The sequence below is a fragment of the Bacillus sp. SIMBA_008 genome (assembly GCF_046535495.1).
GTDB classification, from domain to species: domain Bacteria; phylum Bacillota; class Bacilli; order Bacillales; family Bacillaceae; genus Bacillus; species Bacillus subtilis.
The window spans coordinates 966,669-986,972 of the sequence record NZ_JAWRWL010000001.1; the positions used below are offsets into that span (position 1 = coordinate 966,669).

20 protein-coding genes are annotated in these 20,304 nt (G+C 43.0%); 15 read left to right on the forward strand and 5 right to left on the reverse strand.

Annotation, left to right across the window (positions count from 1 at the left end):
• The first annotated feature begins 11 nt into the window (after positions 1–11).
• Entirely contained in the window at positions 12–614 is a 603-nt protein-coding gene (locus tag SB658_RS05365) for an alpha/beta hydrolase (RefSeq protein WP_014480039.1), read from the forward strand.
• Between the two features lie 42 nt (positions 615–656).
• Here the strand turns inward: SB658_RS05365 and SB658_RS05370 are convergent, their stop codons facing one another.
• Complete coding sequence (locus tag SB658_RS05370; RefSeq protein ID WP_014477092.1) at positions 657–1,265, reverse strand: nitroreductase family protein; 609 nt, start codon at positions 1,263–1,265, stop codon at positions 657–659.
• Between the two features lie 129 nt (positions 1,266–1,394).
• Between SB658_RS05370 and yodB the strand changes: the two genes are divergently transcribed.
• A complete protein-coding gene (yodB, locus tag SB658_RS05375; RefSeq protein WP_004399427.1) occupies positions 1,395–1,733 on the forward strand; it encodes a transcriptional regulator YodB in 339 nt (112 codons plus the stop codon).
• 406 nt (positions 1,734–2,139) lie between these two features.
• Here the strand turns inward: yodB and SB658_RS05380 are convergent, their stop codons facing one another.
• Positions 2,140–2,529, reverse strand: a complete 390-nt coding sequence (locus SB658_RS05380) for a tautomerase family protein (protein ID WP_021481482.1) — start codon at positions 2,527–2,529, stop codon at positions 2,140–2,142.
• A gap of 364 nt (positions 2,530–2,893) precedes the next feature.
• On the opposite strand from SB658_RS05380, the gene SB658_RS05385 reads away from it, so the two are divergent.
• Positions 2,894–4,228 (forward strand): gluconate:H+ symporter, encoded by a 1,335-nt coding sequence (locus SB658_RS05385; protein ID WP_144500736.1) that lies wholly within the window; start codon positions 2,894–2,896, stop codon positions 4,226–4,228.
• 84 nt (positions 4,229–4,312) lie between these two features.
• Positions 4,313–4,549 carry a hypothetical protein gene (locus SB658_RS05390; RefSeq protein ID WP_004399366.1) on the forward strand — a complete coding sequence of 79 codons (237 nt, stop codon included), beginning with the start codon at positions 4,313–4,315 and terminating at the stop codon, positions 4,547–4,549.
• 34 nt (positions 4,550–4,583) lie between these two features.
• Here the strand turns inward: SB658_RS05390 and SB658_RS05395 are convergent, their stop codons facing one another.
• Positions 4,584–5,057 carry an Hsp20/alpha crystallin family protein gene (locus SB658_RS05395; RefSeq protein WP_144500737.1) on the reverse strand — a complete coding sequence of 158 codons (474 nt, stop codon included), beginning with the start codon at positions 5,055–5,057 and terminating at the stop codon, positions 4,584–4,586.
• Positions 5,058–5,155: 98 nt separating this feature from the next.
• On the opposite strand from SB658_RS05395, the gene rarD reads away from it, so the two are divergent.
• The 4 genes from rarD to bshB2 all read left to right on the forward strand — a co-directional run bounded on the left by rarD (position 5,156) and on the right by bshB2 (position 7,437).
• Complete coding sequence (gene rarD, locus SB658_RS05400; protein WP_015714103.1) at positions 5,156–6,052, forward strand: EamA family transporter RarD; 897 nt, start codon at positions 5,156–5,158, stop codon at positions 6,050–6,052.
• A gap of 75 nt (positions 6,053–6,127) precedes the next feature.
• Positions 6,128–6,406 carry a hypothetical protein gene (locus SB658_RS05405; RefSeq protein WP_003231211.1) on the forward strand — a complete coding sequence of 93 codons (279 nt, stop codon included), beginning with the start codon at positions 6,128–6,130 and terminating at the stop codon, positions 6,404–6,406.
• Positions 6,403–6,753, forward strand: a complete 351-nt coding sequence (locus SB658_RS05410) for a YojF family protein (RefSeq protein WP_003231213.1) — start codon at positions 6,403–6,405, stop codon at positions 6,751–6,753. Before SB658_RS05405 ends, SB658_RS05410 begins: the two co-directional genes overlap by 4 nt.
• An 18-nt stretch (positions 6,754–6,771) precedes the next feature.
• Entirely contained in the window at positions 6,772–7,437 is a 666-nt protein-coding gene (gene bshB2, locus SB658_RS05415) for a bacillithiol biosynthesis deacetylase BshB2 (protein ID WP_003231215.1), read from the forward strand.
• A 25-nt stretch (positions 7,438–7,462) separates the two neighbouring features.
• On the opposite strand, the gene rsbRC is transcribed toward bshB2, so the two are convergent.
• Entirely contained in the window at positions 7,463–8,311 is an 849-nt protein-coding gene (gene rsbRC / locus SB658_RS05420) for an RsbT co-antagonist RsbRC (protein ID WP_014480032.1), read from the reverse strand.
• A 15-nt stretch (positions 8,312–8,326) separates the two neighbouring features.
• Entirely contained in the window at positions 8,327–9,685 is a 1,359-nt protein-coding gene (locus tag SB658_RS05425; RefSeq protein WP_144500738.1) for an MATE family efflux transporter, read from the reverse strand.
• A 265-nt stretch (positions 9,686–9,950) separates the two neighbouring features.
• On the opposite strand from SB658_RS05425, the gene cdaS reads away from it, so the two are divergent.
• The 7 genes from cdaS (at position 9,951) to sucA (ending at position 20,304) form a co-directional block, all read left to right on the forward strand.
• The gene (gene cdaS, locus SB658_RS05430) at positions 9,951–10,574 is read left to right on the forward strand and encodes a cyclic di-AMP synthase CdaS (RefSeq protein WP_144500748.1); all 624 of its coding nucleotides are present in this window, start codon (positions 9,951–9,953) and stop codon (positions 10,572–10,574) included.
• Between the two features lie 235 nt (positions 10,575–10,809).
• Positions 10,810–12,027 (forward strand): macrolide family glycosyltransferase, encoded by a 1,218-nt coding sequence (locus SB658_RS05435; RefSeq protein ID WP_004399256.1) that lies wholly within the window; start codon positions 10,810–10,812, stop codon positions 12,025–12,027.
• A gap of 381 nt (positions 12,028–12,408) precedes the next feature.
• Positions 12,409–13,653: a D-gamma-glutamyl-meso-diaminopimelic acid endopeptidase CwlS gene (cwlS, locus tag SB658_RS05440; RefSeq protein ID WP_032725982.1), complete on the forward strand. Its 1,245-nt coding sequence runs from the start codon at positions 12,409–12,411 to the stop codon at positions 13,651–13,653.
• 92 nt (positions 13,654–13,745) lie between these two features.
• A complete protein-coding gene (locus SB658_RS05445) occupies positions 13,746–14,336 on the forward strand; it encodes a superoxide dismutase family protein (RefSeq protein ID WP_004399243.1) in 591 nt (196 codons plus the stop codon).
• Positions 14,337–14,399: 63 nt separating this feature from the next.
• Positions 14,400–15,314: an AAA family ATPase gene (locus SB658_RS05450; RefSeq protein WP_010886530.1), complete on the forward strand. Its 915-nt coding sequence runs from the start codon at positions 14,400–14,402 to the stop codon at positions 15,312–15,314.
• A gap of 10 nt (positions 15,315–15,324) precedes the next feature.
• Positions 15,325–17,241, forward strand: coding sequence for a nitric oxide reductase activation protein NorD (locus tag SB658_RS05455; RefSeq protein ID WP_144500739.1), 1,917 nt, complete (start codon positions 15,325–15,327; stop codon positions 17,239–17,241).
• 228 nt (positions 17,242–17,469) lie between these two features.
• Entirely contained in the window at positions 17,470–20,304 is a 2,835-nt protein-coding gene (gene sucA, locus SB658_RS05460; RefSeq protein WP_004399330.1) for a 2-oxoglutarate dehydrogenase E1 component, read from the forward strand.

Here is a 20,304-nt window from a genome sequence, read left to right on the forward strand (position 1 = left end):
GGGAATTTATAATGAAGCATATTTATGAAAAAGGAACATCTGACAACGTACTTTTGCTGTTGCATGGCACGGGCGGTAATGAACACGATCTGCTTTCATTGGGGCGGTTTATAGACCCTAATGCTCATTTGCTTGGTGTCAGAGGATCGGTGCTTGAAAATGGAATGCCGCGATTTTTCAAACGTCTGAGTGAAGGAGTTTTTGATGAAAAAGATCTTGTGGTGCGGACAAGAGAATTGAAAGATTTTATCGACGAGGCTGCAGAAACGCATCAGTTTGATCGCGGCAAAGTGATTGCAGTCGGATATTCAAATGGCGCAAACATTGCGGCAAGCCTGCTTTTTCATTATAAAGATGTGTTAAAAGGGGCTATTCTGCATCATCCAATGGTTCCGATTCGGGGTATCGAGCTGCCTGATATGGCGGGGCTCCCTGTTTTTATCGGTGCCGGGAAATACGATCCTCTTTGCACGAAGGAAGAATCAGAAGAGCTTTACCGCTATTTACGTGACAGCGGGGCATCAGCCTCCGTTTTCTGGCAGGACGGGGGCCATCAGCTGACTCAGCATGAAGCTGAACAGGCTCGTGAATGGTACAAAGAGGCGATTGTATAAAAAAACCTTAGTCCGGATTTCGGACTAAGGTTTTTCATATCCTTACAGCCAAGTTGATACTTTTGAAAGTGGCAGGCGGTTGCTTTGATGGGCAGGCTTCACTGCTTTGCCGATTGAAATAAGCATAACCGGAACATAGCGCTCACTGATATCAAATTGCTTTTGGAACTGCTCTTTGTTAAATCCGCCAATTGCGCAAGTGTCATAACCTTTTGCTTTTGCGGCAATCATAAGCTGCATAGCAGCTAAAGAAGCATTTAAGAAAGCGGAATCACGTGCGAATTGCTCGCTTTGGTAAGCACCGTTGATTTGGCCGAGCAATGTTTGTTTGATTTCATCCGTAATATAGCCTTGGCTTGCTAATTCAGCATAAACTTCTTCACCGTTTTCATTTGCCTTTAAATCGCCTAAAATGGCAACAACAGCAGAAGACTCAACGATTTGTTTTTGATTATACGCTACAGGAAGAAGCTCCGCTTTTGATTCATCGCTGTGGAATACTGTAAAATGCCAATGCTGAAGGTTCCAAGCGGAAGGCGCTTTAGCGGCAAGGTCTAATAGCTCAGTCAGCTCCTCCTTAGAGATCGGGGCATTTGTATCATATTCCTTTACAGATGCACGTGCTTTTAAAACATCCAGAGTATTCGTCATAGTGTTTCCTCCTTCGGATAAACGTGGTATGATAATAGAAAAGTTAGAAGCTTACTAAATGTAACTTGAAAGATTATTGTAATGGATCATTGAATACATGTCAATCAATAGATGAAGGGATGAAGACTTATGGGAAATACGATGTGCCCTAAAATGGAATCCGCATTCTCATTGCTGGGAAAACGATGGAACGGTCTGATCATCCATGTGCTAATGGATGGGCCGAAACGGTTTAAAGAGATAACGGAAACAATACCGATGATCAGCCAAAAAATGTTGGCAGAGCGCTTGAAGGAGCTTGAACAAAACGAGATTGTCGAACGGCAGGTTCTCCCTGAAACGCCGGTCAAAGTCATCTACACGCTGACTGAAAAAGGAACAGCGCTTCAAGCTGTATTTCAAGAGATGCAGGCATGGGCCGATCAATTTTGCGAGCCTGGTGACACAGTGTGTGAAGAAGAGAAATAAGGAAAGCGGCGTCTGAAAAAGCGCTCTTGTTTCCATGGTGAGTCATGTAAGTACGGTTCACACCCGTTTACATGACTTTTTATATTTGTCAGACTGACATTTCCGGATTGGCAAAAGTGTCATGTGCATATGAAGGGGATATATAAAATAGGAAATGATCAATAAGCTATAACATCCAACCTATTGTAAATGGGGATTATGATGTATCTTATTATGCAAATCAGCAAAATTTTATATTTTCGGCCAAAACCCAGTCAGCTTCCAATTGGCATTTAAACCGGATATAAAAGGAAATCCAGGTTTTTCGTATTGCTGGATGCTTCTATACTGATGACTTCCGCATTTATGAAAAAAGAGAGAGCTTCTTTGGAGCTCTCTCTTCTTTTTTTTGTGGGGAGACGAAATCTTATAGTTTTCCATTCAAAAATTGCGCCTCACCGAGACCAAAACTCCAGTCTGCGTCACCATTCTCAGTAATAGATACCATGAGGTCTTCAGGGGAAATTCCGCATTTTTCTTCTAGCCTTTCAGCAAGCAGAGCATACAATTTTTCCTTTTGGCTTTCGGTTCTTGCTTTGCTTGTCATGCTAATGATGACCATATCCTTGGTTCTCTGAAACCCTAATCCCGTATCTTGGATTATAAGCTCGTTTGCGGGATGCTGATGGACAATTTGATAACGGTCTCTTTCCGGAACACCAAACGCTTCAACCATCGCTTGGTGAGCAGTATCTAATAACAATTGCAGCGATTTTTCGTCACGGCCTTCAATTACATCAAAACGCAATAATGGCATGTGTACTCCTCCTCTTGTGAAGTTGTTATCCGTCTGTTCTCATATTGTCTCGTTTGCTTTCAGACAATGGAGAGATATAATGATTGGCTGTCAATTTTAAAAAACATAACATATAACCAAAAGTTAATCAACATATAACTAATGAATCATTAGGTTAGGCGGTAGATAATCGAGAAAAGCTCATAAAAACGATTGACAGTCATTGATTAGGAGATTAGTATGAACATATTAGTTGATCAAAAGATAACAATCATATAACCAAGACGTTGTTATTTAAAATAAAAGCGTTTTCTATTAATTTAGGCATGAAAAGCGCCGAAACAATGTCGCGAGAATCATATAAAACACTTTTGGAGGGGGTTCCATGCCGATTTTAATTGTAGCTGTCGGAGTGCTGATTCTGTTATTTCTCATTATTAAAGTAAAATTAAATACCTTTGTCTCACTGATTGTCGTTTCATTTTTAGTAGCCATCGGACTTGGAATGGATATCAATAAAATTGTTCTTTCAATTGAGGCTGGAATTGGCGGGCAGCTGGGGCATTTAGCTTTAGTGTTTGGACTTGGCGCGATGCTTGGGAGGCTTGTCTCAGATGCTGGGGGCGGCTATCGGATTGCCATTACGCTGATTGGCAAATTCGGGAGGAAACGAATACAGGCGGCGGTTGTGGTTGCCTCTTTTATCATCGGTATTGCGCTGTTTTTTGAAGTGGGTCTTGTTCTGTTGATACCGATTGTTTACGCGATTGCTAAAGAATTAAAAATGTCTTTTCTGTATCTGGGAATCCCGATGGCCGCCGCCTTAAATGTTACTCACGGATTTTTGCCCCCGCATCCTGCTCCAACTGCTATCTCAGTTGCATATGGTGCCCATATTGGCCAGGTGCTGCTTTTTGGAATCATCATCGCTGTTCCGACAACTGTGATTGCCGGGCCTTTATTTAATAAATTTGCGATGAAACGGTTTCCTGGTGCGTATCAAAAGCATGGAAACCTATCGGGGTTAGGACCAAGGAAAGAATTTCAGCTGAATGAAACACCGGGCTTTGCGATCAGTGCTGTCACGTCTTTATTCCCGGTTATCTTTATGGCAATGGCAACAGTTTTTTCTTTATTATTGAGTGAACATTCAAAAGGAAAAGACATTATAGAATTTATCGGCACTCCGGGAACGGCAATGCTCATTTCGCTGTTGCTTGCACTCTATACGATGGGATATGCCCGTAAAATATCTATGCAGGAAATCAGCAGATCTATTTCAGAATCAATTTCGCAAATTGCGATGATGCTGCTCATCATAGGAGGGGGAGGAGCGTTTAAACAGGTGCTGATTGACGGCGGGGTCGGCGATTATGTCGCTGATTTTTTCCGTCAAACAAACATGTCGCCGCTATTCGTTGCATGGACCATCGCCGCGGTTCTGCGTCTGTGTCTAGGCTCTGCTACCGTGGCTGCGCTTACCACAGCGGGAATGGCAGCTCCGCTTATGGAGGCTGGCAGTGTAAACCCCGCGTTAATGGTGCTTGCAACAGGAGCCGGCAGTGTCATTGCGTGTCATGTAAATGATGCAGGATTTTGGATGGTAAAGGAATTTTTCGGCTTGAGCATGAAAGAAACATTTCAAACCTGGACGCTGCTTACAACAATTCTTTCGGTTACAGGGCTCGGCTGTGTGTTATTGGCAGGGCTTGTGATGTAACAATCATAGACAGTCCGTAGCCCAATCGTTTTTCTTCCTTGCTGAATACTTTACGTATAGGCAGACATAAAGGAGGAAAAAATCATGTACCCTCATCATTCGTATTTACGCGGAATCCCAGGTCCAGCCGGATATCCGGCGCGTAGTCCTTTTTTGTTTGGCGCTCCTCTAGTCGGCGGTTTATTAGGCGGTTTTCTCGGGAGTGCGCTGTTTAACTATTCTCGTCCCTATGCCTATCCTCCTGGCCCTTATGGATATGGAGGCGGACCGTACGGTTTTGGTGCCGGCGTGCCATACGGGGGATATCCCGGCTTCTATTAATAAAAAACGGCCTGCATCGATTGCAGGCCGTTTTTTATCGGATGATTTCTACCTCGGACATATTGTAGTCTTGCTGCTTTTGAAACATGACTTCCAGAAGGCCATCCTTATAGACGGCTTTTGTTCCTTTGCGTTTGACTAAACAAGGAAGGTTTACTTTTTTCGGATGATCTGCTCTTGGGAGGTTTTCCAACCATAATTCGTGAGATGTGTGTTTGATTCTCACTTGTTCCAGCCATTCTTCGCTGATTGGCACCTTTACAAACACATGGTCTGCTGTTTCGAATATATCAATATCAGGTTTGACATCAGGTTTTGCATCAGGTTTTGCGGGCTGTTCTTTTTGGGGGAGAGGATCGCGGAAAGGAAATTGAGCCGCATAATCACTGCCGAACACACTTTCCATCACACGATTGACATACGTTTCAACTTCTTTCGGATCAGCTTTTTTTAATGCTTCTTTAGAAAATTGATTGTGGAAAGGAAAGTACTTGTTCCACTCAAACATTGTCTTCACATCCTTTCTTCACGGACAAAATAGTATATGCCCGCCAGATCTTTCACGTGATATAATATAAGATGCTCTAAAGAAAGGCAGGGATATAAATGCAATATTCAGAAACAAAAAAAGGCGTTATTTACACAGCCGTTTCCTTTATCATGTGGGGCCTGTTTCCGCTCTATTGGAAGCTTCTCGAACAGCTGCCGGCTCTTGATATTTTGGCTCATCGTATTATATGGTCTTTTGTTTTTATGTGTATCGTACTTTTTTTCTTGCGGCAATGGAAATTAGGATGGCAGGAACTGTGCTCTTTGAAAAAGAACGGAGGGATCCTCTCTTTATTTCTTGCTTCTATCCTGATTTCGATCAACTGGTTTGTATACATATGGGCTGTCAACCATGGCTTTTTGCTTGAGGCTAGTCTTGGCTATTACATTAATCCGCTTGTATCAGTGCTCCTTGGGATTTTATTTTTAAAGGAAAAACTGAATCGCCTGCAATTAGTGGCCGTTTCGATTGCGGCAGCCGGTGTCATCATCTCAGCGTTCCAATACGGCTCCATTCCTTATGTTGCGCTTCTGCTCGCATTCAGCTTTGGGCTGTACGGGTTAAGCAAAAAAAGAACAAGCCTGCCGAGCGCCATCGGTTTAACGCTGGAAACATTCATGATTATGCCGATTGCATTAGGGTATTTGCTGTTCAGCGGACATGTTCAGCCAGCGGGTGCAGAAAGCGGAGGGACGTGGCTGCTTCTCTTTTTGGCCGGTGTGTTTACGGCTTTGCCGCTCTTATTGTTTGCGGAAGGAGCGAAACGGCTGCCGCTGTATCAAGTCGGTATCTTACAATATATTGCGCCGACCATTACCCTGCTGATCGGGCTGTTTGTTTACCATGAGCCATTTTCAAGCTCGAAGGCTTTTACATTCAGCTGTATATGGGCTGCGCTGCTCTTGTTTACGTTTTCACAAGTGAAGTGGAAACGGGCGTCAAAAAGCCATTGAGGCCTTTGGCTTTTCAGCTGATGCATATATTATGTATAATCATTTCATGTATGTAAGACATAAAGGAGCAAGACGATGGACAATGATAAAGAGATAGTGAAAGCCTATGCTTCACTTTGGAATAACCGATCTCTCGCACATGATGACGCAGAAGCGGTAGCAGAGGCGATTGATCTTGAGCTCTTGGATAAACGAACACATCCAAGACTCCGAAAACCGATGCTGGAAAAATATTTTGCCGCGATTCAGCGCATTGTGAATTCACAGCTCGAACCGGCTGTGAAATATCAGCTGGTCAAATTACATACAGAACGTGCAGAGTATTTAAAAGAAGAAAGAGGGGAGCAATCATGAAAGCGATCATAAAAGAAGATGTGCAAGCATCTTTAGAACGATATGCGGACCGCCCTGTATATATCCATTTAGAAACCACCACAGGTTCTTATTCAGCGCACTTAAATGAAAAGAACATGACGGTTGTTGCGTATATCCGCAATGCAAAAGTCACTTATCATCAGGCAAAAATCAAAGGCAACGGGCCTTACCGCGTTGGCTTGAAAACAGAAGAAGGCTGGATTTATGCTGAAGGCTTGACTGAATACACGGTAGATGAAGAAAACCGTTTATTAATGGCGGGACACCTGCCGGGCGGTAAACTGGCTATTTCTCTGCAAATCAGCGAAAAACCGTTCACAGTTTAAAGAAAAGGGTGAATAATAATGAAAGAACATGTACTAGTAATCCTGCCTCACCCTGATGATGAATCATATGGAGTGGCAGGCCTCATTGCCTTAAACAGAAAAAAAGACATTCCCGTTACGTATGCCTGCGCCACTTTAGGTGAAATGGGCAGAAATATGGGCGATCCATTTTTCGCGAATCGGGAAACGTTGCCGCTATTAAGAAAACAAGAGCTCATCAATGCCTGCAAAGAAATGGATATCAATGACCTTCGTATGCTTGGACTCCGTGACAAAACGCTCGAATTTGAAGATGATGAGTATTTAGCTGATATCATGGAAGAGATCATAGATGATGTAAAACCAAGTTTAATTGTCACATTTTATCCCGGACACGGTGTGCACCCTGACCATGATGCATGCGGGGAAGCGGTTATCCGTGCATTGTACCGCAAAAAGAAAGAAGACCGTCCGCGTACAATCTGCATGGCCATTACCCGCAACAGAGAAGAGGTTCTCGGCGAAGCTGATGTCGTGCTTGATATCAAAGAAGTAGCTGATATTAAAATGAATGCGTTAAGAGCTCACCGCACACAAACAGAAGGCATGCTCAGAGAGCTTGAAGAGAAATTGAAAAATAATGAACCTGTTATGGCAACATGGTTTGAAGAAGAAATTTATTGGACGTATCAATGGAATGATTAATCAAAAAGGTATAAGGCCTTAAGCCTTATACCTTTTTTAATTTTAAGTCCGATGCAATTGCTGAAGCGAGAGTGGATCTCAAGGAAATACCTTCGAAAGACAAACCTAGCTGAACCGCTGTTTGCGCGATTTCCGGACGGATTCCAGACAAAGTTGAAGAAACACCGATTAAACGAAGCGCCTCAATCAGACTGAACAGCTGATGGGCAACCATCGTATCAATCACAGCTACTCCTGACAAATCAATATACAGTTGTGTCACCTTTTTTTTCGCACATTGATGCAGTGTGTTTTCCATAATCAGCTTGGCGCGGACTGTATCAATATCTCCGATTAAAGGCAGCAGTCCGACGCTGTGAAACAGCACGATGACCGGAGCGCTCAATTCAGTAATCATATCTTTTTGGGCCTGAAGCTGAAGGCTTGTGTTTTTGTACATTTCTTCTATAAAAATATGAATCACAAGATCAAACGCTTTTATAAGGGCGTGATACAGGTCTTCGGCTTCTTCGCTTTTCACAGTATCCTGATTGAGATGGACAAATTCTTTCACATAGGAAACATATAAATCTCTCACTCTGACAAACTCCCGAATAATATAGTGGATAGGAGTTTTTAAATGCTCTTGATCCTGTGTGACTTCAAAGGCCCATTCTTTCAGTATAGGCAAGTATACGTCCTCATCATCTATAAAAATACGGTTTATTTTATAGTTAAAGGCAAGATTCTGGCTCTTTAAATTGTGAATGACAACAGGGTCTGTTGAGGCATAAATGGAATTGGGATCAGTCTCCTCGATTGTTTCATACCATGTTGAACTGATGGTTTCCGCATGCTGGGAAAGATACTCGAATAATTTTTTGTTTTTTGCCATGATTGATCACCTCTTTTAAATGTGTTGTTTTTGCGAATAACGTTTTTGCAGTTTTGCCAGCCTGAAAAACAGCCCAACTGCTCCGGCGGCGAGTCCCGCTATTAATCCAATCCAATAGCCGAATGCACCGAGGCTTGTAAACGTACCGACCATAAAACCGACCGGAAGGCCAATGACCCAGTAAGAGACAAAAGCGGCCGCAAGTGTATAGTTCACATCTTTGTACCCTCTGAGTGCTCCCTGGATCGGTGCGGCAACAGCATCGGAAAGCTGAAAAAATAGCGCATAAATTAAAAAGTGCTGTGTCAGCCGGAGCACATTGGGGTCAGAAGTGTACATGCCCGCAATTTGCTCTCTGAATAAAAGGATACAGGCGGCAGTGAACAAAGAAAAGCCGATCGCCATCATGATGCCGATTAAGCTATATGAGCGTGCATCCTTAAAACGGGCTGCACCCGCTTCAAATCCGACAACAATTGTTAGAGCCATGGACACGCTAAGCGGCAGCATATATAAAAGAGACGCAAAATTCATGGCTGCCTGGTGGGACGCGATGGTCACTGTATGAAAATGGCTCATTAGAAGCGTGACAGCTGCGAAAATGCTCGTTTCAAAAAACACGGCGAACCCAATAGGCAGCCCGATTTTGAGCAAATTTTTGCATGCTTTCCAAGAGAACTTATACATGGTAAGAAAAATCCCGTATTCAGAAAACGGTGCGTTTTTATGAATAATGAAAAAACTGATGATGCAGATACACCAGTAAGTTAACGCGGATGCCAGCCCCGCGCCTACACCCCCAAGTGCCGGCATTCCGAACTTCCCGAAGATAAATACATAATTCAATACAAAATTGATTGGAAGAGAACTGAGTGTAATCATCATGGTGACTCTCGTTTTTCCTAATGAGTCGATGAATGATCTCAACACGGTGTAAACAAATAAAGGGAAAATTCCCAGTGATAAAAAGCCTAAAAAGTGTTTAGCAATCTGATGCACGTGAATATCAAGATTCAATCGGCCAAGAATAAGGTCAACTGCAGCATATCCAATCACTAAAACGGCGATGCTAAGAAGCGCGGCCACGTATACAGCTTGTAAAACAGTAAAGGGAATCTTCTGTTTTTTCTCTGCGCCTAATAACTGAGCGACAATCGGGGTGACCGCCATTAATATACCTGCAAGTCCTGTGTAAACAGGGGTCCAAAGGCTTGAGCCAATGGCGACACCAGCTAAATCAGCGGGGCTGACTTTCCCTGACATCACCGTATCTAGAAAAGTCATAAGAGAAAGCCCCGCCTGGGTAATGAATATCGGTATTAAAATGTGCAAGAGCTGTTTGATTTTTTCCCGGGCGTTTTGAGTTTCTTTCATACATTGATCTCCGTTTCTTTTTCATAACGAGAGAAATTATAACATTTTATGTATAAAAAGCAATGAACGCCGGGCCTATTCTTTTTTTGTCGGTTTCGTTTTTCTAAACATTTGGGCATAAATAAAAGAAAGCGAAATCACGCCTAAAAAGGTGCAAATATACTGAATGATTCTTTCGATTTCCATTCTTTACATCCCTCCTTTACCAATAGAATGTGCATCAATAAGATAAGCATTCGTGAAAAGTTGGAAATTTGAACAGGAGATGAAGGCTATGCGCTATGAGCAGATATCAGAAAATACGTTCAAGGGGAAAATACAGGTGTACCTAGAGCAAATATTAGGTGATGCATCTCTAATCTTGAAAACGCTTCACGAAAAAGACCAGTGTCTTCTTTGTGAATTAGATGATTTGGGGCACATATTTCAGGACATGCAGGGGATTGCATCCTCCTTTTATTTGCAATCATACATTGAGGAATTTACGCCGGCATTTATTGAGCTGGCCAAGGCGATTAAAGCCTTATCGGAACATAAGCATGGAGCTTTAATTGTGATTGAAAGAGCAGACCCGGTTGAACATTTTATTCAAAAAGGCACCTCCCTACACGCCGAGATCAGCTCTTCATTAATTGAAAGCATCTTTTTCCCCGGAAACCCTCTTCATGACGGCGCTTTGTTAGTGAGGGAAAACAAACTCGTGTCAGCAGCCAATGTGCTCCCGCTGACGACGAAGGAAGTGGATATCCATTTGGGAACCCGGCACCGGGCGGCTCTCGGTATGTCGGGCTATACGGATGCACTGGTGCTCGTGGTTTCAGAGGAAACAGGGAAGATGTCGTTTGCCAAAGACGGTGTATTATATCCGTTAATTTCACCAAGAACGTAAAAATAATAAAAAGGGCCTGATTAAGAATCCTATCATGAGACAAAATGACTGAATTCGCATCTTTATTAAAGCATTCGCTTCAAGCTGAATGCTTTTTGTCTTGAAGACAGGGAATATAAACTGGTAGAAAAGTTATATATGATGAATATTAATTAAGTGAAATACTTTACCTGTTTATGCATTTATAGTACCGTATAAAATATTACATAAATTCTCAAAGGAAGGGTGCTGCCGCATGGCTAATGTATTAATGATCGGTTTCCCCGGTGAAGGGCATATTAATCCCTCTATCGGTGTGATGAAGGAGCTGAAATCCCGGGGAGAAAACATTACGTACTACGCAGTGAAGGAATATAAAGAAAAAATCACAGCTCTTGATATAGAGTTTCGTGAGTATCATGATTTCAGAGGAGATTACTTCGGGAAAAACGCAACCGGCGATGAAGAAAGAGATTTCACAGAAATGCTCTGCGCTTTTTTGAAAGCCTGTAAGGATATCGCGACTCATATTTATGAGGAAGTCAAACATGAATCGTATGATTATGTCATATATGATCACCATCTTCTCGCGGGTAAAGTCATTGCCAACATGCTGAAGCTGCCAAGATTTTCATTGTGTACAACCTTTGCGATGAATGAGGAATTTGCGAAGGAAATGATGGGAGCGTACATGAAAGGATCACTTGAAGATTCGCCTCATTATGAATCATACCAGCAGCTTGCAGAAACGTTAAATGCTGATTTTCAAGCAGAGATCAAGAAGCCATTTGATGTTTTTTTAGCTGATGGTGACTTGACAATCGTCTTTACATCAAGGGGATTTCAGCCACTGGCTGAGCAATTTGGCGAGCGATATGTATTTGTCGGTCCTTCCATTACAGAAAGAGCCGGAAACAATGATTTCCCATTTGATCAGATTGACAATGAAAACGTGCTGTTTATTTCAATGGGAACCATTTTTAATAATCAAAAGCAGTTTTTTAATCAATGCCTTGAAGTGTGTAAGGACTTTGACGGTAAAGTTGTGCTTTCCATCGGCAAGCATATTAAAACAAGTGAGTTAAACGACATTCCGGAGAATTTCATTGTACGCCCGTATGTCCCTCAGCTTGAGATCTTGAAAAGAGCCAGCTTATTTGTGACCCACGGCGGAATGAACAGCACAAGTGAAGGTTTGTATTTTGAAACCCCGCTCGTTGTCATTCCGATGGGAGGCGACCAATTTGTTGTCGCAGATCAGGTAGAAAAAGTCGGCGCAGGAAAAGTAATTAAAAAGGAAGAATTGTCTGAAAGCCTACTGAAAGAGACGATACAAGAAGTAATGAATAATCGTTCGTATGCTGAAAAGGCAAAAGAAATTGGACAATCACTGAAAGCGGCAGGCGGCTCTAAAAAAGCAGCCGACAGCATTCTTGAAGCTGTAAAACAAAAAACTCAATCAGCAAATGCATAGTGTAAAAGCCTGTTCTTATCGAAAGAACAGGCTTTTTGCCATTTCATAAGAATGCAGAGGAAGGGATTTGACACGCCGATAGAGAATTGATTAGAAAAATAGACAAGAAAGGAGGAGAAACTGCTTCGTTCATCGATAGAGAACCATCATTTTTACCCTCACTTAAATAGTTCCTTAGACTTTCGAAAAACATATCGTGCTTATGTAAAATGTTAGATGTTTATTTGAAGGTTTAAAGGTCGAACGATGCTGAAAATGCTGCGCCAAATGTTTGAAAAGGGTTTAACTTGCTGAAAAATTGACGATAAAACAGTTGTGTGCCATTTTTGGAAACAAAATACTAGCTGTTTTTACAAAAAAACAGTTTAGGAGGTTGAATGAATGAAAAAGAAGATTGTAGCCGGCTTGGCTGTTTCTGCAGTTGTTGGGTCGTCGATGGCCGCAGCACCCGCGGAAGCAAAAACGATAAAAGTAAAAAGCGGTGACTCTCTTTGGAAACTTTCCCGCCAGTATGATACGACAATATCAGCTCTGAAATCCGAAAACAAATTGAAATCAACGGTGCTTTATGTCGGACAAAGTCTTAAGGTTCCTGAAAGCAGCAAAAAAAGCACGACATCCCCATCTAATTCAAGCAAAACGTCAACATACACAGTTGCATATGGTGATTCCCTATGGATGATTGCTAAAAATCATAAAATGAGTGTTTCTGAGCTTAAAAGCTTAAACAGCCTGAGCAGTGACCTGATTCGTCCGGGGCAAAAGCTTAAGATCAAAGGGACAAGCAGTTCAAGCGGATCAAATGGATCAAAGAAAAACAGTGGTTCCAATTCTTCAGGTTCTTCAAAAAGTACATATACGGTCAAGCTTGGTGACTCACTGTGGAAAATCGCAAACAGCTTAAATATGACTGTAGCCGAATTAAAAACTTTAAATGGCTTAACATCAGATACACTTTATCCTAAACAGGTGCTCAAAATAAAAGGAAGCAGTTCGCCTAAGAACGGAAACAGCGGTTCCAAAAAGCCGTCAAAGTCCAATCCCTCAAAAACAACGACGTACAAGGTAAAAGCAGGCGATTCGCTGTGGAAAATTGCAAATCGGCTCGGAGTCACTGTCCAAAGCATCCGTGATAAAAACAATTTATCATCGGATGTGCTGCAAATCGGGCAGGTTCTGACTATTTCTGGAGCATCAAAATCTAATCCTTCAAATCCGACAAAGCCAACAAAGCCAAAAGATAACTCAGGGTCAAACATTCAAATAGGCTCGAAGATTGACAGAATGATCACGGAAGCGAAAAAATATGTCGGAGTGCCTTACCGATGGGGCGGAAACACGCCTGCCGGTTTTGATTGCAGCGGCTTCATTTATTACCTCATTAATAATGTATCATCTATATCAAGATTGAGTACGGCAGGATATTGGAATGTCATGCAGAAAGTCAGCCAGCCGTCAGTAGGAGACTTTGTCTTCTTTACCACATATAAATCCGGCCCGTCTCATATGGGGATTTATCTAGGCGGCGGTGATTTTATTCATGCAAGCTCATCGGGCGTCGACATTTCCAATCTCAGCAATTCGTATTGGAAACAGCGGTACTTGGGCGCAAGAAGTTATTTTTAAAAATGAGTATGACAAAAAGCCTTTTATAGGCTTTTTTGTTTATACCAGACAATGATTGACCACACTGTTAGAAAAAACAAGGGGGAGACAGTATGCACCGTCTCTTGCTGTTGATGATGCTGACGGCACTGGGAGTTGCCGGATGCGGACAAAAAAAACCTCCAGACCCTCCTAACCGGGTGCCGGAAAAAAAAGTGGTTGAAACGTCAGCGTTTGGTCATCATGTCCAGCTGGTCAATCGTGAAGGGAAAGCAGTCGGTTTTATAGAGATCAAAGAATCAGATGATGAAGGCCTCGATATTCATATTTCCGCAAACAGCCTGCGTCCAGGTGCTTCTCTCGGTTTTCATATTTATGAGAAAGGTTCTTGTGTCAGGCCGGATTTTGAATCAGCGGGCGGTCCCTTTAATCCACTGAACAAAGAACACGGCTTCAACAATCCGATGGGGCATCATGCCGGAGATCTGCCGAACCTTGAAGTCGGTGCTGATGGAAAGGTAGATGTCATAATGAATGCGCCTGACACTTCACTGAAAAAAGGAAGTAAACTAAATATTCTCGACGAGGACGGAAGTGCATTTATTATTCATGAACAAGCGGACGATTATCTGACAAACCCAAGCGGCAATTCCGGTGCGCGTATTGTCTGCGGAGCCCTTTTGGGAAATAACGAGAAGCAGTAATATCATCCAAGCCCTTTTGTATTGAGCATACAGGGGCTTTTTTAGTATACTCGTTAATGGAATATGAATAGGAAAGGGAATCTGTCTATGACAACTCAACTACAGCACTTAACATTGCCGGAAGATATACAACAAAAGCTTTTATCATATAAAGAGCAGCCTATTTCCCCAGAGTTTCAATCGCTTATAGGAACATCAGGCTATGAGGCGGAGGATGAAGCCATTTTATTTGACGCCATTATTGCATTAGCCATGGGGAAAAATGTCCTGCTGAAAGGGCCTACAGGTTCAGGAAAAACAAAGTTGGCAGAAACATTGTCCAGCTATTTTCATAAACCGATGCACAGCGTCAACTGTTCAGTCGACTTGGACGCTGAGGCATTGGTCGGTTATAAAACGATTGAAAATCAATCTGGGCAGGCGACAATCGAGTTTGTTTCAGGACCTGTTACAAAGGCAATGAAGGAAGGCCATTTTCTTTATATAGATGAAATCAATATGGCGAAGCCAGAAACACTGCCTATTTTAAACGGTGTATTAGATTACAGAAAAATGATGACAAATCCGTTTACAGGCGAGGTCATACGGGCTAAAAGCGGTTTCGGAGTCATTGCAGCCATCAATGAAGGTTATGTCGGAACTGTTCCTCTGAATGAAGCGTTGAAAAACCGTTTTGTCATCATTGATGTGCCTTATATTAAAGGCGAGCTGCTGAAACAAGTGCTCATGTCTCAGTCAGCCCTGAAAGACGAGAAATTGATTGACAGATTTATCACGCTTTCCTCTGACTTGATCGTTCAGGCCAATAACGGACAGGTGTCTGAAGAAGCGGCGTCCATCAGAGCTTTAATCGATACATGTGATTTAGCTGCTTATATTCCGCCGCGTCGTGCCATTGAGCGGGGAATTGTAGAAAAGCTTGATGATGATCGGGAAAAAGCGGCCGTCCGAAATATTGCAGAAACTCTGTTTGAATGAGGGGGCTGCGATGAAATTTATCAAATTTAACGACAGCACGATTGATTCATTTTTATTTATGATGCTGACTGATTTGGCTAAAACACTCACCAAGAGTGAAGCGGTAGAAGTGGAGTATGGCGTTCAGTCCTATTACAATCCATTTGAAAAGAAAATCTATATGAGCCATTTTTGGAAAGACAGGGCAGCTGAGGACATGGAAGCGGGTCTGAAAAGCGACGTCTACCTGCGTTCAGTCGGAACAAGATATAGCTCGCTGCATGAGTTTGCGAACTTTTTGAATGATACCCATCGTCATCTCACCTTTAAAAGTTTTGCCAAGCAGCTCTTTATGCTGCTTGAAGACATTAGGATCGAAGAATGCATCAAACGTGAGCGTCCGGGTACGAAACATGTATTTGCGAAGCGAAAAGACATGTACAGAAAACATTTCTCAACCCAGCTGACCTTAAATTTGGAACGAAGCATTTTTACCGATGCGCTCTTTTGCGCGATCTATTTCAAGCTCACAGCGGAATCGCCGCTCGAGACCCTTCCATCCATGCGTGAAGATATCGATCTGATGCGCCCGTTTATTGAGCAGCAGCTCTTGCGTGTGTATGAAGCAGATTCGACACGGCAGGTTCTGAAAATTGTTGAGGACCTCATGGACGGACTTGAAGAGGTACTCGATAAAGACATGTTGAACACCTACTTCTTTTTGCCTGAGCTTGATTACGCAAAAGCTGCAGAACAGCCGTTATTTGAAGAAGAGAAAAAAGCGCCGAAGCTGAGTGATGACATCACGCTTCCAAAACAATCAGACGGTGATGAGGATATCCATGAAGAAGAAATGCCGACATGGCACCGGGAAACAGAAGCACCGTCTAAAAGCTTCCTTCAATTTGATATTGAACACGGCGCAAAATCAGATTCAGGAAAAGATGCTTCAAGGGAAGGCGACGATGGAGATCAGGCCCTTGGCTCTGTTCAAGGATCAGCCAGACAAACGAAACGGAAAGACTATTCCAAGCTGGAAGCGCTGGAGTCCCAAAAAGACCAGCCGAACGGAGCGGGTATGGCTGACGGCAAAGAAAATAAATATGCATTTCCAATTTATAAAGAACCGCAGCCGGCAACCAGTGAAGAAGAGCTTTCTTATAAACAGCAGGCAAAAACGATTGAATCGTATCAAAAGCGTTTGAAACAAATGATTCAAAAAACGCTGGAGCATAAAAAAACATTGCCGAGAACAGACCTTCATGCCGGGAGACTGAACAATAAGCTTCTTCGTTACTTCACTGAGCGAAATCCGCGCCTGTTCTACAAAAAGCAAGAACCATCTTCAGAAATCGACGCAGTTTTTACATTGCTGGTCGATTGTTCCGCCAGCATGTTCGACAAAATGGACGAAACAAAACGAGGAATCGTGCTGTTTCACGAAGCGTTGAAATCGGTAGCGGTTCCGCATCAGATTGTCGGTTTTTGGGAGGACACAAATGATGCAACCGAAAAAAGCCAGCCAAACTATTTCAATACGGTTATTCCCTTCCAATCATCATTAAGACAAGATTCTGGACCGGCCATTATGCAGCTTGAGCCAGAAGAAGATAACCGTGACGGGTACGCAATTAGGCAGATGACGAAAAAAATGCTGCATCGCAGCGAGGCGCAAAAGTTCTTAATTGTTTTCTCAGATGGAGAGCCGGCCGCATTTGGCTACGAACAAAATGGGATCGTTGATACAAGTGAGGCGGTTATCGAAGCCCGAAAAAGAGGAATAGAAGTGATAAATGTTTTTCTCTCCAACTCAGAAATAGAAGAATCGCAAATGAAGACGATCCAGGATATGTACGGAAAATTCAGTATATTTGTCCCGGATGTTGATCAGCTACCGGATGTTTTGTATCCGCTGCTGAAAAAACTGCTTCATAAAAGCATAGGATAGCCCTTAATCCTATGCTTTTTGGCGTTTGTTTTTTCGAATGATTAAATTTTTTGTTTTTTATAAAGGTTTTTTACTATTTTGTGAACAATCAAGGTAGAATCAAATTGCAAACAGTGGTAAAATATCGTTGGAAGCGTTTTTATTACATAATTTTGGACACAGCGTTCGAAAGTTATTTCAAGATAGTGAATCAATCACTTGATTATTTAAGTTGGGGGTAATATTCAAATGTTTCAAAATAGTATGAAACAACGAATGAATTGGGAAGATTTTTACGGTCCGAACCTCGGCTATGCGCTGGAGCTTTACGATCAGTATACCCAGGATCCGAACAGCATTGACCCGGATTTGAAGGAAATGTTCGACGAGCTCGGTGCTCCGCCAAGCGATATAAAAGAGGCCTCGGGAACAAAAGAAAAGGGACGTGTTACAGCCGATCTGATTCAAAAGATCGCATCCGCAGTCAGACTTGCAGAAGATATCCGAACCTATGGCCATTTGAACGCTTCCGTCAATCCGCTCAGAAAGGATGAGAAAAAGAGCGAACTTTTTCCATTATCCGATTACGGGCTAACAGAAGAGGAAATAAAAGCAATACCTGCGTCTGTCATCTGCAAAGACGCTCCTAAAAACATTTCGAACGGTTTAGAAGCCATTCAGTATTTACGAAATACGTATAAAAGAACCATCTCTTTTGAATTTGACCATGTGCATGACTTCAAAGAGCGCGAGTGGCTGACAAGAAAGATTGAATCTGGCGAGCTGTTCCAGAAGAACTCAGCTGAAAAGCTGTCAGCTGTGCTGGAAAGATTGACAGAAGTAGAGGGCTTTGAGCAGTTTTTGCACCGCACATTCGTCGGGCAGAAGCGCTTTTCCATTGAGGGTCTGGACGCTCTTGTTCCAGTGCTTGATGACATTATTGCACAATCTGTCAAATCAGGCACGACAAGTGTCAACATCGGGATGGCGCACAGGGGACGCCTGAATGTCTTGGCACATGTGCTCGGCAAACCGTATGAAATCATCTTCTCTGAATTCCAGCATGCGCCGAACAAAGATCTTGTACCGTCTGAGGGATCCATTGGAATCAGCTACGGATGGACGGGGGATGTCAAATACCATTTGGGGGCGAATCGGGAGCTTCAAGACGCTGAAACAAAATCAGCGCGCATTACGTTAGCGAACAACCCGAGCCACTTGGAATTTATCAATCCGATTGTTGAAGGCAGCACAAGAGCGGCACAGGAAACGCGAACACAAAGCGGATACCCGGTACAAGATGAAACAAAATCGCTGGCCATTTTAATCCATGGAGACGCTGCATTCCCTGGGGAAGGAATTGTAGCTGAAACATTGAATTTAAGCTCTTTAAAAGGGTATCAAGTAGGCGGTGCGATTCATATTATCGCCAATAACATGATCGGATTCACAACAGAAAGCGCTGAATCCAGATCGACAAAATATGCCAGCGACCTGGCCAAGGGTTATGAAATTCCGATTGTTCACGTGAATGCGGACGATCCTGAAGCTTGTCTTTCAGCTGTTAAGTTTGCGGTCGAATACCGAAAAACATTCAACAAGGATTTTCTGATTGATTTGATCGGGTACAGACGCTATGGACACAACGAAATGGATGAACCGTCAACCACTCAGCCAATGCTGTATGATGCTGTCAGAAAGCATCCGACCGTCAAACAAATTTTCGCTGAAAAGCTGGTAAAAGAAGGCGTGGTTACCGAGGAAGTCGTTCAAAACATCGAAAAATCGGTAACGAAGCGCATTGAGGATGCATATCAGAAAGTTCCGTCTAAAAAGGAACACACTGCTTGTGAAATTGAACTTCCAGAGCCTGTATCAAACGGTTTCCCAGATGTGGACACTTCGATTGATTTTGATGTGCTCCGCAAGCTGAATGGCGAATTGATCAACTGGCCGGAGTCATTTAATGTTTTCGGCAAGCTAAAGCGCATTTTAGAAAGACGCGCCAAGGCGTTCGATGATGACAGAAAAGTGGAATGGTCTTTGGCAGAATCACTCGCGTTTGCTTCAATTTTGAAAGACGGAACACCGATTCGTTTAACAGGACAGGATTCCGAGCGCGGAACGTTCGCCCAAAGAAACCTTGTGCTTCATGACAGTGAGACGGGCAAAGAATTTGTGCCGCTTCATCACTTATCTGACTGCAGCACATCATTTGCTGTTCATAACAGCCCGCTGTCTGAAGGATCGGTTCTCGGTTTTGAATACGGCTATAACGTGCATTCACCGGAAACGCTTGTTTTGTGGGAAGCACAGTACGGAGATTTTGCCAACGCTGCTCAAGTGTATTTTGACCAATTTATTTCTGCCGGACGCGCGAAATGGGGCCAAAAATCCGGATTAGTCATGCTGCTCCCGCACGGTTACGAGGGACAGGGGCCTGAGCACTCAAGCGGAAGAATTGAGCGATTCCTGCAGCTTGCAGCGGAAAACAACTGGACGGTTGCCAACCTGACAAGCGCGGCACAGTATTTCCATATTTTAAGAAGACAGGCTAAAATGCTGCTTCGTGAAGAAATCAGACCGCTCGTCATTATGACGCCGAAGAGCCTTCTTCGCAACCCAAATACGGTGTCGGAAGTGCAGGAGCTCAGCGAAAGCCGCTTCCAGCCTGTTTATGAACAGTCGGGACTTTCTCATGACTATGAAAAAGTAACCAGACTTGTATTATCCAGCGGTAAAGTGTCTATAGACATTAGCGATCATTTTAATAAGTTAGAAGACGGTAAAGAGTGGCTTCACATTGCGAGAATCGAACAGCTGTATCCATTCCCGGCAAAAGGAGTCAAAGAATTATTTGCAAAACTTCCGAACCTGAAAGAAATCGTTTGGGTGCAGGAAGAGCCGCAGAACATGGGGGCTTGGGGTTATATCAGCCCGTATTTGACAGAGATTGCACCAGAGGGAGTAAGCGTTCAATATATTGGACGAAGAAGACGATCCAGCCCTGCAGAGGGAGATCCGACAGTTCATAAAAAAGAACAGGAACGTATTGTATCTGATAGCTTGACTCGCAAAAACTAA